This is a genomic window from Spirosoma daeguense (assembly GCF_054776875.1).
In genome coordinates this window covers 48005-60753 of sequence record NZ_BAAHBF010000010.1, presented here as the reverse complement: position 1 = coordinate 60753, position 12749 = coordinate 48005, and the positions used below count along the sequence as shown (strand labels likewise).

The following is a 12749-nucleotide window of genomic DNA, read 5'->3' as shown; positions in this document are numbered from 1 at the left end:
AGAATTAGATGTGTAGGACTACTACCTGCGAAAATAGGGTGGTGGAAATATACCATGCTGCCAAGCCTCTCCGCGCCGATGCAGGCAAACATTATATACTTACGTTTGTAAAAGCCCTGGAAATCCGTGCGCTACAATTTATCTCGGGGATCGCAGTGCGGTATTGCAAAACCAGAGGGGGTTACAGTATAACTACAAACGTTTTTTAGCTGGACTTATAAACTGATCAGAGGCAGATAAATCAAGAAAGTGGTCCCTTGCCCCAATTGGCTGGTGGCCGTAATGGCTCCGCCATGATTCGCCACGACCTTCTCACAGATGGCCAGTCCAATACCTGTTCCGGCAAATTCGCCCTTCCCATGCAGCCGCTGGAAAATCTGAAAAATGCGGTCCAGATACTTCTCCTCAAAGCCAATGCCATTGTCTGAAACCTGGATTAGGTAATACGTTTGTGCCGGGCGGGCGGGCTTCACCAAAGCAGGTAAGTCTTCACTGGTCACTCGATTCAGTTGAATCTCAATCAGGGGTTTTACCCAATCGCCCGACGAATCTTTCCTTCGGAACTTGAGTGCATTGCTGAGCAAATTCTGGAAGAGCTGCCCAAGCTGAGTCGCATCGATCGTTGGCAAGGGGGCAACTCGCACCTCGGCACCCGTTTCGGCGAGTACCAACTCTAAGCTGGTCAAGGCTTGATCCACCACCTCGTTCAGCACTATGGGCTTCATTAAATCCCGTCGGGTAGAGATCCGCGAGAAGCTGAGCAGATCCCGAATCAACGTCGACATGCGACTGGCCGCTAGCTGCATCCGCTCCAGGTAAACTAGCTCGTCCCCCGTTGAGTCCGTATAGCGCGTCTTTAACAAATCGCCAAACTGCTGAATCTTGCGTAGCGGTTCCTGTAAATCATGCGAAGCGATGTAGGCAAATTTTTCCAGGTTCTCGTTGGAGCGGATCAATAACCCGTTTAAATCGAGTAATTCGGCATTGGTCATGGTCAGCTCCTGGGTCCGTAATTGGATCTGCTGTTCTAAGTCGACAGATAATAATCGGTATCGGGACTCACTTTCCCGTAACTGCGAAAGGGTCTGGTTGAGTTGCCCATTCAACCCCTCGATGTCCGTTACCGCCTGCTTCAAGCCCGTCAGGTCCTGGACAACGCTTTTCATATACCTGGACCCGTCTGCATCCTGCTGAAGCTTACTGATGCTACGAATCCAGGTCCGTTGTTTTGTTATTGGCTGAATGAGATAATATTCAGCCGTCGCCGTCGGTTCCCGCAGGGCGATGGTCAACGCGTCCATGGCCAGGACTCGATACGCCGGATCAATTGCCTGCTGAATGCGCTCCAGGGTAAGTGCTTCCGCTACCGCAAAGCCATAGATTTCCCGGCACCGGTCATCAACCTCCACCTGGTTGGTGGCCAGGTCTACCTGCCAGATGCCCAGTTTGGCGACAGCCATCGCGGATTGCAGCGCGGCCTGGGCCTGGTTAAGTTGTTGCCGGGCCAGGACCTGCTCGGTTACTTCCACACAAACAACGGTTACCCCACTAATGGTCCCGTCAATGTCCCGATAGGGTTCGTACACAAAGTCAATGTAGGTCTGCTCAAGCTGGCCAGCCCGCTTTAGTTTGACAGCGAGCTCGTTGGCCACAAAGCGGTGGCCATTGGTGAGCACGCCCGTCAATAATTCTTCAAACCCCTGCCCACTGGCCTCAGGTAAGGCCTCAAATAAGGGTTTACCCATGACCTCTTCCCGGCTTCGCCCCCAGTAGGCTAATACCTGCTCGTTGGCTAGTTCAATGACGAACTGTGGTCCCCGAAATAAAGCGGTGGCGACCGGGGCATGGGCAATGGAATGCTGAAAGGCTGCCTGACTGCGCTCAAATGCCCAGCGCGCCAGTACGGCCTGAGTCGTTTCGGTACAGGTCACAAACACCCCGTTTATCTGGCCCTCATCACCGTAAGCCGAACTGTAGCTAAATGTCCAGTAGACATCCTCCAGCCGCCCGTTGCGGTAGATCGGAATCAGCTGATCCTCACTCCAGGTGGCTTCGCCACCCGCCCAAACCTGATCGATCAGGGGTTTAATCACGGACCAGGTCTCTGGCCAGCACGCTTCTCCCCGTTGACCCAGGGCCAACGGGTGTTTGCCGATCTGTCCCAGACTGGGTCGATAAGCGTCATTGTAAAATTGAATTAAGTCGGCTCCCCACCACAAAAACATGGGAAACCGGGAATGCAGGACAATGCCAACCGCGGCCCGTAAACTGACCGGCCAGTGATTGGGTATACCCAAGGGGGAGCTAGCCCAGTCGTACTGGCGAGTAAGCTCGCCCATTTCGCCACCACCGGCTAAAAAGGGAAACGTGTGGGTAGTCGACGTCGTGTCCAAAATGAATCGGTTAGTAAGCAAGCTAAAGTAGTCAGTAAAGCACTCAGATCTTCCTGATCTTTACGCAAGAAAATGTACGCAGGATTGTCCTGACAACCCCGTTTGTATAAACACAAATGATGTGGTAAAGTTAAGCCACCAGGGGATTACTTATATACCGGCAGACCCTTCCGTCCTCCCTCAAATCCGTTCTACCAACTAGCTTCCTGACGGAACGTCTAAGCCCACTTCCTAAGCTCTCGGTTGACTTCGGCGTCATCATCAGATCGAACCAGTCCTTGGGCTTCCGAAATTGGGTATAGTCGGAAATTAACGTGATCAATTCGAGGGTAGCTTTCTGTCCTTCATGAATTGATTCATGGACAGATGACTGAGTCAAGTTATTTAATCCATAGGAGTGGATTCGATTCAGTATCTTTGAGTAAAAGCGCCTGGTCGTCGGGTAAGGCTTTTCTTAAGTAAACCGTAACAATGACCCCCACGATTAGGAACCGCTATAATATAACTGTTACGGGTAACGGTACTCAGCCGATTTTATTTGCCCATGGCTTTGGCTGTGACCAGACCATGTGGCGCTACGTGGCGCCCGCCTTTGAAGCTCACTATCAGGTCATCCGATTTGATTATATCGGTCATGGGAAGGCCATTCGGGATGCCTATAACCCGGAACGCTATGCCAGTCTGCAAGGCTATGCCCAGGATCTGCTCGATATCTGTCAGGATCTGGACCTAAACGAGGTGATTTTTGTGGGTCATTCCGTTAGCAGTATGATTGGCTTATTAGCCTCCATTCAGGAACCTAACCGCTTCGAGCGCCTGATTATGGTGAGTCCATCACCCCATTATATCAATGAGGAAGACTATACCGGGGGTTTTGAGCGAGCCGATATTGAGGAACTGTTGGACACGATGGAGGGCAATTTTTTGGGCTGGGCCAGTGCCATGGGTCCTCTAATCATGGCCAACCGGGAACGGCCCGAATTAGGCCAGGAGCTCACCCAAAGCTTTTGTGCTACTGATCAGGCCGTAGCGCGGCAGTTTGCCCGGGTCACGTTCCTGGGCGACAATCGACTGGACTTAGTGAAGGTAGGGCGACCAGCCTTGATTATTCAGTCCCTTGCCGATGACATTGCGCCCGTTGCCGTGGGGGAATACATGGCAAAACAGATGCCCCAGAGCACCTTGCGACTGATCGAGGTCCAGGGGCACTCGCCTCACTTAAGTGACCCGGCTGAGACCATTCTGGCTATCCAGCACTACCTGCAAGCCGTCAACTAAGTCGTCTATGCAGGATGTCGCAACGCTGATGCCAGTAGGCCTAGTGAGATTAAATGCGGACAATCAGATTGACTATCTGAACCCCTTTGCGGAAGAGTTGCTAGGCTACAGGCCAGGTGTGCTGCTTGGGCAACGGATGGATGTGGTCTTAACCCGGGCGAGTCGAATTTACGTTCAAACGAATCTGTATCCCTCGCTCGCCCTGGGAACACTGGCCAATGAACTGAACCTGACCCTGCAAACCCAGTCCGGAGCGCGTATTCCGATTTTGCTCAATGCCGTACGGCAGACGAACGCTTCGGGAGAAGGTGTTACGTACCTGTGCCTGATGCCCGTTTATCAGCGACGGCAGTTCGAGCAGGAACTCTTGGCCAGTAAGCAGGCTGCTGAACAGGCACTGCTTCGCAACGATGAGTTAATGGCTCTCCAACAGCAATTGGAACAGCATCAGGCTGAGATGGACCGCCAGGTGACTAACCTGAAACAACGGAATGAGGAGTTGGAGCAATTCGGTCGCATTATCGCGCATGACTTCCAGGAGCCGTTGCGCAAGATCAATCTGTTGGCCAGTGCATTAAATCAGGAAGATACAACTCGGTTGAGTCATCTTGGTCAGCGAGGGGTAAAAGGCATTGTCAGGGCTAGTACTCGATTACGCCAACTTATTCACGATTTGCAGGTATACTTCACGTTTGAGCCAATCCGATCAGCGGATGAATCGGTGGATTTAACGGCCTTGCTGGAGCAAGCGGTGGCCACGTATAGCGCAATGGGTATTCGGTTCGAGGTAGCCCGTTTACCAACGATTATGGGTAACCGAGCCGAGTTACTAAGTTTATTTGGCCATCTGTTAGACAATGCGGTGAAGTTTCGTCGGTTGGATATCGCTTCAATGGTAGCCGTCACGGGTAGTGTGGTGAGTCAGAATCGGTATCAAACCACGCCCGATAAGTATCAGTACATCGACTATGCCCGAATCCTGGTGAGCGATAATGGGATCGGGTTTAACAATCAGTATCGGGAGGAGATCTTTGGCATTTTAAAGAAACTAGACCCGCACACGCCAGGGATCGGGTTAGGGCTCTCGTTAGCCAAAAAGATTGTGGAACGTCATCATGGGATCATCCGGGCTGATTCGAGAGAAGGCCATGGCACGACCATGACCCTATTATTTCCGTTGACCTACTAACTATACATTTTCTCACTCACTCGGGATGAGCCGATTGTTGAGTTGACCAATCGGATCGGCGTGCCCCTACAGGAAGCGTTTGGCTATCAATAACCAAATTCATCTATCAACGGTTGACTTATCATTGGGGTTTCAATATCTCACAAATCGCTCCCAGCTGAGACGAGAGAGCGTTTCTGCTTCTAGGCTGTCATGACGCGAGACTACTTGAAAAATGAGAATACTCATGCCAGCCACTAATTTGTTAAAACTTCTTAACGGCTTACAACCGCCCGATACCCATTCGCGTCTAAAGAGTAAAACCGCTCGTATGAACTACATCCTTACCCTTTATCTGCTTCTGACTGCCGTTCGCTTTAGTGCATCCCCCCCGGTTAGTCGGCCTGACCAGGACCATCAAACCGACTACACAACTTATCATCAAACCATTGCCAAGGCTCAACAGCTGATTGCCCACCAACACTACCAAGAGGCATTCACGTTGTACAAACAGGTGGTTGATACCTACCCGTTCGTCTTTTCAAGGGACTATAAAGTGGCCACCCAGTTGGCCCTACAAGTGGGCCAGAAGCAGCAGGCGTTTTCCTATCTTAAGAAAGCGATTGCTATGGGGTGGACCCTGAGCGACATCAAGAAAAATGCCTTGCTCACTCCGCTCCAGGGCGATCCGCAGTGGGGCGTGGTCGAACATCAATACGACTCGCTCAGAACGCTCTTCCAAACCGGGGGAAACCAGGCCATTCGGGCCCGGGTTGAGAAACTGTTTAAGAAGGATCAGCGAAAGGCCCTATTGGCGCTGTTTCGCATTGGGGCTACCCAAGAGCGGTACGCTGAAAAACGGTTTGCTCCCCATAGTGAGCAGCAGATGGCTCAACTGCTGCCCATTATTGATCAGTATGGCTACCCCGGTGAGCAACTAATTCACAATGGCTACTGGGCGGCGGTCATGCTGAGTCATCACAACTCCATCAGCAAAGCCTACGCCTTAAAAGACACCCTTTACCCACACGTGAGGCCTAAGCTACTGAAGGCCCTGAAGTCTGGGCAGATTTCGCCCTACGAATTTTCGATGATTGACGACTGGTATATGGCCGTCAAGACGGATCGTCGCGAAACCCACTTCGGTTACTTAAGTAGTACCTTGACGGCTCAGGCGAAGGCCAAAGTCGATCAAGCCCGGGAATCCATCGGTCTGAGTAGTATAGAGACAGTCAGTTTGTTAGCGGATCTGCAACAACAGACAGGCTTCAACTGTTACCTGCCCGCCAACCTGGTCAAGAAAATAGTGACTGTTGAGTAGTCTACATAGCGTTATGGCGGAAGTTCACTCGTTCACTTCTCAATAAGCATTCTTACAAAAACGCTCCAATTTGAGATGAAGAAGCTTTTTTTTATCTACTTCATTAAAAGTAAACTGCACGTTTTTAGTGTCACTTTTACTGATGATGGCAGGATATATATTTTTCTCGGTAACTAATTCACCGTATTCGTTAAGAATAATCTGGAGTTGGTTAAGACAAGATACCCACCGGACGAACTGCATCCATACGAACGACTTAGTTAAAGTAAGACGAGTGCCGCAAAAGCAATGCCTCGTCCGGCGGTAGTTGCTAGTCAATGGAGTGATTTCATCGTGAGGAAAAGTTAATCACGGGAATGAAATGTTGTCAGTGTCAGCCAGGCCGTAGCCAGTGCAATCCGATTGGGTTGCCCCATTTGACCTGGTTACGTTTCAAGCAATTGGCGTATCAAAGCAAACAAATTGTTTATCAACTCAATCCAGGCTTATTCGAGAACTATCCCTGTAAGAGTTCATAAACCCTTCAGTAGTCTTTGCGTAAATCGTAAATTAATTAAGTCAACCAAACAGAATTAGTTCCAACAAAAAAGTACCCTCAGAATAACTGGCGGTACTTTTTTTGTTGGCTTACGCCAAACTGCTGGAATAGGGCGATTAGATTTTTCATTAATTCTCTGCGGTGTAAAATCTATTTACAGCTAATAAGGGTATATATGGTAAATACTGAATCAACTACTAACCCCTGACCAGTATATGACAAGAAACATACCTCAGTATTTTCTCCACCTTCCGTTTCTGTTTTTGTAAGTCGAACTATTGGCTTACCCCGTTAATAGCGCTCCCTTTATTTTAATATCTATCTGACTGGCAACTAGTTTCATAATTGCCGTTGGTACTTCTTTGCCTTAAAGAAAGCTATTAGGCTGATTCTTGTGCATGTGTTTATACATACACAAGAACATGTATAAACGCACTTTAAGCGCTACTTACAAGAATGTTAATTAAGTAAAATTACTTAATTCATTCTCCCTTCATACCCTTCTCCATAGATTTCACATTTAACTATTTCAATCCATGAGCATGTCTCCTTTGCTTTTTGGGCAATTCAGGGCGAAAATCCTAAGCGTTGCCTTTATGCTGCTGGCGGTTGTCAGTTATGCTTCCAGTCACCGCGAAGCTCCGCTGATTTCCAACGACCCCCTCGCTGATAACACGGATGTTTACGCCTTTAAAAGCCCCGACGACCCAAACACCATTACGATTATCGCCAACTACATTCCGTTCCAGTCGCCTGAAGGTGGCCCGAATTATTACAGTTTTGGCGAACGTATTCGTTACGAAATTCACGTTAAAAACAAAGCGACGACTCAGACCGACGATATCACCTATCGGTTTACGTTTACCCGCAACAACGAAGACCCTACTACATTCTTCAACATTCGACTCGGCAAGCAGAACATCAAAACGACCTACACTTGCGAAAAAAGCGTAAATGGCGGTCCATTCATGGCCATTGTGACCAATGGCATTGTGCCTGCTTATAATATTGGCCCACGCTCTATCGAAAATAAAACAGTGGGGCTGGGCGCTACGTCCTACAATGATTTACTTCAGCAGTCTATTGCCTCTGCTGCGTCGGGGGAAAAAGTGTTCTGCGGTCCGGCCGACGATCCTTTCTTCGTTGATTTGGCTGGGGCCTTTGATGCCGGCAACTTCCGCCCCGACGGTAACACGGTCAATCCACCCAAAGACGGCCTTGCTCGATACAATGTTCATAGCATTGCGCTAAAAATTCCGATCAATCTTCTTCAGAAGGATGGTAAATCTCTTTCGCAGGCGGCTAACATCCTCGACCCAGATTATGTCATTGGTGTGTGGGCATCGGCCAGTCGGCAGAAAATTAAAACGTTATACGGCGGTGGCGACGTAGGCTATGATGGTGGCTGGGTGCAGGTTTCACGACTGGGCATGCCCCTGACCAACGAAGCTGTTATCCCCATCGGCATGAAAGATCGCTGGAATGCACTAACGCCTTACAACAATAACGATTTACAATTTGCCAAATACTTCACCAATCCTGAGCTGGCTCTATACATGGACGATTCTCAGTTTGGGGGAGCCGTGCCTTCGCTGAAAGGTGTACGGATTCAATCGAAATCACTGGGTTCGTTCGACTTCCGAAATGGCAAACCGGGTCTGTTTGGCCTGAAAGGAAACGCGGCACTGGATGGTACGGCTCTTTCAGAGAAAGCATTTGGTGCTATTCTGCTGCCTGATGCGACCAGCCCCCGCGCCGTTGATTTGTTGCCGATCTTCTACACTGGAGTGCCCAATATGGCTCCCTACCAACTGGCAACCGGAAAGAATGGCAATCCACTGGCCGTAGGTAAACCCTTCATTCACAACTTCCTGCCTACGTTAGGCGACATGCTGCGGCTCAACATGGCCGTCCCTGCTACACCACGTAACGACCCTAATTTCTCTTCGCTGGGACTAGTTTGGGCGGCCGTACTTGGTCTAACCAATCCAACTTATACCAACGCGAACCTGCAGTTCATTCCCAACATGGACGGTTTCCCGAATGGGCGTCGGTTAGAGGATGACGTAACGACCATCGAGTTGCAGGCGGTTGGTGGTGTAGTGCTGGCTGCCGTTGGACTTTGGTACGATGATTTTACGCCGGGAGGAAATCCGGTCACGCCAAATCTGGCCAAAGTACTGGGCTTTAGTGCTGGCGTCACCAAAAATGATACGACGCTGAAAGCAACGTTCCCCTACGTTCAAACGCCATGGAGAGGTTACGATTACACGCTCAAGGCTCGCTACTAACTCATTATTCTTCCGACAACACAATGAAAAAAATAGTCAATATAATGCTCATGGCAGTGCTTCTGTATCTGCCTTGTAGCCAGCTCGCATTGGCTTCTTCACACCGTGAAGCGCCACTAATTTCCTCTGATCCGTTGGCTGATAATACCGACGTGTATGCGTTCAAAAGTCCGACCGATACAGAGAAAATTGTTCTGATAGCCAACTACATTCCGTTTGAGGACGCTTCTGGTGGCCCCAACTGGTACACGTTTGGCCAAAATATCCGGTATGAGATTCACGTCAAAAACAATGCGGCTACCGCTAGCGATGACATTACGTATCGGTTTACGTTCACAACCGTAAACGAAGACCCTACTACGTTCTTCAACATCAGGCTGGGCAAACAGAACCAGAAAACGACCTACATCTGCGAACGTAGCATCGACGGTGGACGTACCTTCACAACCATTGTTTCTAATGGCGTAGTGCCACCGGCAAACATTGGTCCACGTTCTATCGAAGACAAAACGGTTGGTTTAGGAGAAGCTAGCTACAATGCCTTGGCTACCAAAGCTATAACTACGGCCTCTACAGGAGAACGTGTCTTCTGCGGACCTATTGATGATCCTTTCTTTGTTGATCTGGGTGGAGCCTTTGATCTGGGCAATTTCCGTCCCAAAGGACGCGATGCCGTAGCTCGGTATAACTGCCATACAATTGCGATTGAAGTACCGGTTGCTACGTTACAAAAGTCGGGTAAAACCGTAGCTCAGGCTGCCAACATTCTCGATCCTGACTACGTCATTGGTGTCTGGGCATCCTCTAGTCGCAAAATGATTCAGACGCTCTACGGCGATGGAGACATGGGTTTCGACGGTAACTGGGTGCAGGTTTCACGACTGGGCATGCCCCTGACTAATGAAGCCGTTATTCCCATCGGCATGAAAGATCGCTGGAATTCGGTAACGCCTTATAACAACAACGACTTACAGTTTGCCTCCTATTTCACTAATCCTGAGCTAGCCCTGTACATGGACGATTCTCAGTTTGGGGGAGCAGTGCCTGGACTGGCATCGCTACGTATCCAGTCTAAATCATTGGGTTCGTTCGACTTCCGAAATGGTAAACCGGGTCTGTTTGGCCTGAAAGGGAACGCAGCATTAAACGGAACGGCATTGGCTGAGAATGCTTTTGGTGCTATTCTGTTACCAAATGCGACCAGCCCCCGCGCCGTTGATTTACTACCGATCTTCTACACGGGAGTGCCCAATATGGCTCCCTATCAACTGGCAACTGGCAAGAACGGCAATCCACTGGCCGTAGGCAAACCCTTCATTCACAACTTCCTGCCTACGCTGGGCGACATGCTGCGGCTCAACATGGCCGTGCCTGCCACACCACGTAACGACCCGAACTTCTCTTCGTTGGGTTTAGTGCAGGCAGCCGTACTTGGTCTAACCAACCCGACCTATACTAACGTGAATCTGCAGTTTATACCTAACATGGATGGTTTTCCCAACGGGCGTCGGTTAGAGGATGACGTAACAACCATCGAGTTGCAGGCGGTTGGTGGTGTAGTGCTGGCTGCCGTTGGTCTTTGGTACGATGATTTTACGCCGGGGACTACTCCCAGTCCAGTAACGCCTAATCTATTGAAAGTGTTGACGTTCAACGCAGGTGTTACCAAAAATGATACGACGTTGAAAGCGGCCTTCCCATTTGTTCAAGACCCATGGCGTGGATTCATTGGTAAGGGTTACGTTGCCGAAGAAGCGAACGTAGCGAAACCTTTGGCTGCTACCGTTGTTGCATTTGATTGTCCAACGGGAAAAATCACCTTCGGGCGTGTTGGGGGCGATCTAAATCGGCAGGTTGAATACCTCGCTGCGGGAACCATAAACGGTACGTGGAGTACCAATATAAATCAGCAGATTGAAGCCGACCTGTTACGGGATGTAAAAAGCAGCAAATTCCTTTGGATTTGGGCGCGCTACGTTGGCGATCAATCTTCTCTGGTGAATTACATGTACGATTTCCGTACACCCTGCGGTCAGGGTCGTCAGGGTGTTGCCGAATATAAAGAACCACTGACGCTACGTGTATTAGGCAATCCAACGACAAACAATGAAGTGACGGTTCAGGTAAGTGGTGCTGCCGGGCAAACGGTGCAGTTGCTGCTGACAAACAGCCGTGGACAACGTATCGGCCAGCAAATTATCAGTGAAGCCGGCCCGGCTGAATTACATACCGTTTCCTTGGGCGACCAGACAGGTGTGTACATCCTTCAGGCTGTAACACCCACTGAACGTCAGTCAGTTAAAGTAATTCGACGTTAACATTCAACTTATTGTTTTAGTACGTGGTTTATCCACATAAGCTTGTCTGAAACGGATAAATCACGTACTAAATCTTTTTACAAGACATTATTCCATGAACTCTCTCCCCTACGTCAAAAAGCAACGCAATACGATTGGTTTCTTCCTGTTTCTCTCGTTCATGTTGGGGCAGCTTGCCTGTACTAATACAAAAAAAGAAACGACCGCCAGCAGCGGCCCCAATCTGGAAATTCCTCCTCTTTATGAACGTAGAGGAGAATTAGCCAGTGCTACTGAATGGCAGCATACCAAAGAAAAAGTGGCTGAGCTGAACGAGAAAATCAGAAAGGAGCCTAACGACGTGAAGCCCCGGTTGCAGCTTGTCATCATTTACCTCTCCGAGGCTCGTATCACCGGCGAACACCCTTATTATTACCCAGCTATTCTGACCATGCTGGATGGCGTGTTGGCCATTGACCCGAAAAATTTTGAAGCCACTACGTTCAAGGCATCCGTCAAAATGTCGCAACACCAGTTTGCCGAAGCCCGTGAACTGGCCGAAAAAGCCCGGCAGATTAACCCCAACAACGCCTATGTATATGGTGTACTGGTCGACGCTAACGTAGAACTGGGGAATTACGAAGAAGCAGTGGCGATGTCGGATAAAATGCAGGCGCTGAAACCTTCGCTGGAAGCCTATTCACGGGCATCGTACCTGCGCGAAATCTACGGCAACTATCCAGGTTCTATTTCGGCCATGCAATTGGCCGTACAGGCTGGTTTACCCGGTTCTGAACCGCAATGCTGGAGTAAAAATATTCTCGGTCATCTGTATGAAACAACTGGCCAGCTCGCCAAAGCTGAAGCGCAATACAAGGATATTCTTACACTACGTCCTAGCTACGCGTTCGCCCTCGGCGGACAGGCGCGGGTATATAAGGCTCGTAAAGAATACGATAAGGCACTGGCAACCCTCGACAAGGCGGCCAAAATTATGCCTGAGTTCTCATTCCACGAAGAAATGGCCGAAATCTATGCCTTGCGGGGAGACAACGAAAAGGCGAAAAAGACATTTGCCGAAGTGGCCAAAATGCTCGACGAAGACGCTCAATCTGGTCACGCTGTTGACCTCGAACGTTGTAAACTCTACACAAAATCGGGTCAGTTAGATTCGGCGGCCATCTATGGTCAGAAAGAATACCAGAAACGGCCTAAAAATATTGACGTAAATCACGCATTGGCCTGGGTTTATTATAAACAGCAGGACTACAAAAAAGCAGGGCAGCATATGCAGGTTGCTTTGCGGACCGGCAGTAAAGACCCTGAATTATTGCAGCAAGCCGGAGCCATTGAGTTAGCCCTCGGCAATCAGCAGCAAAGTAGTAAACTGGTAGCTGCCGCCCGAAAAACAAATCCAAAGTTTACCCTCTAAGCCTCAATTTTCTGGCTTTTTTACCACCATA

At 49.5% G+C, this 12749-nt stretch carries 7 protein-coding genes; 6 read left to right on the top strand and 1 reads right to left on the bottom strand.

What is annotated here, in order from left to right:
- Nucleotides 1–215: 215 nt before the first annotated feature.
- Nucleotides 216–2339, bottom strand: a complete 2124-nt coding sequence (locus ACYVD4_RS27845; protein WP_460951628.1) for a PAS domain-containing sensor histidine kinase — start codon at nucleotides 2337–2339, stop codon at nucleotides 216–218.
- A gap of 525 nt (nucleotides 2340–2864) precedes the next feature.
- On the opposite strand from ACYVD4_RS27845, the gene ACYVD4_RS27840 reads away from it, so the two are divergent.
- From ACYVD4_RS27840 to ACYVD4_RS27815, 6 genes are all read left to right on the top strand, one after another.
- Nucleotides 2865–3671: an alpha/beta fold hydrolase gene (locus tag ACYVD4_RS27840; RefSeq protein WP_460951229.1), complete on the top strand. Its 807-nt coding sequence runs from the start codon at nucleotides 2865–2867 to the stop codon at nucleotides 3669–3671.
- A gap of 7 nt (nucleotides 3672–3678) precedes the next feature.
- Nucleotides 3679–4860 (top strand): ATP-binding protein, encoded by a 1182-nt coding sequence (locus tag ACYVD4_RS27835; RefSeq protein WP_460951227.1) that lies wholly within the window; start codon nucleotides 3679–3681, stop codon nucleotides 4858–4860.
- A 310-nt stretch (nucleotides 4861–5170) separates the two neighbouring features.
- Nucleotides 5171–6160: a hypothetical protein gene (locus ACYVD4_RS27830; RefSeq protein ID WP_460951225.1), complete on the top strand. Its 990-nt coding sequence runs from the start codon at nucleotides 5171–5173 to the stop codon at nucleotides 6158–6160.
- A 1134-nt stretch (nucleotides 6161–7294) separates the two neighbouring features.
- Nucleotides 7295–8989: a DUF4331 domain-containing protein gene (locus ACYVD4_RS27825; RefSeq protein WP_460951627.1), complete on the top strand. Its 1695-nt coding sequence runs from the start codon at nucleotides 7295–7297 to the stop codon at nucleotides 8987–8989.
- A 44-nt stretch (nucleotides 8990–9033) separates the two neighbouring features.
- Nucleotides 9034–11307: a DUF4331 family protein gene (locus tag ACYVD4_RS27820; protein WP_460951625.1), complete on the top strand. Its 2274-nt coding sequence runs from the start codon at nucleotides 9034–9036 to the stop codon at nucleotides 11305–11307.
- Nucleotides 11308–11401: 94 nt separating this feature from the next.
- A complete protein-coding gene (locus ACYVD4_RS27815) occupies nucleotides 11402–12718 on the top strand; it encodes a tetratricopeptide repeat protein (protein ID WP_460951224.1) in 1317 nt (438 codons plus the stop codon).
- The last annotated feature ends 31 nt before the right edge of the window (nucleotides 12719–12749 follow it).

What these genes read in the sequence shown, in the direction of transcription:
- ACYVD4_RS27840 (WP_460951229.1), top strand. Translation starts at nt 2,865, where the DNA reads ATGACCCCCACGATTAGGAACCGCTATAATATAACTGTTACGGGTAAC.
- ACYVD4_RS27815 (WP_460951224.1), top strand. Translation starts at nt 11,402, where the DNA reads ATGAACTCTCTCCCCTACGTCAAAAAGCAACGCAATACGATTGGTTTC.
- ACYVD4_RS27830 (WP_460951225.1), top strand. Translation starts at nt 5,171, where the DNA reads ATGAACTACATCCTTACCCTTTATCTGCTTCTGACTGCCGTTCGCTTT.
- ACYVD4_RS27835 (WP_460951227.1), top strand. Translation starts at nt 3,679, where the DNA reads ATGCAGGATGTCGCAACGCTGATGCCAGTAGGCCTAGTGAGATTAAAT.
- ACYVD4_RS27825 (WP_460951627.1), top strand. Translation starts at nt 7,295, where the DNA reads ATGCTGCTGGCGGTTGTCAGTTATGCTTCCAGTCACCGCGAAGCTCCG.
- ACYVD4_RS27820 (WP_460951625.1), top strand. Translation starts at nt 9,034, where the DNA reads ATGCTCATGGCAGTGCTTCTGTATCTGCCTTGTAGCCAGCTCGCATTG.
- ACYVD4_RS27845 (WP_460951628.1), bottom strand. Translation starts at nt 2,339, where the DNA reads ATGGGCGAGCTTACTCGCCAGTACGACTGGGCTAGCTCCCCCTTGGGT.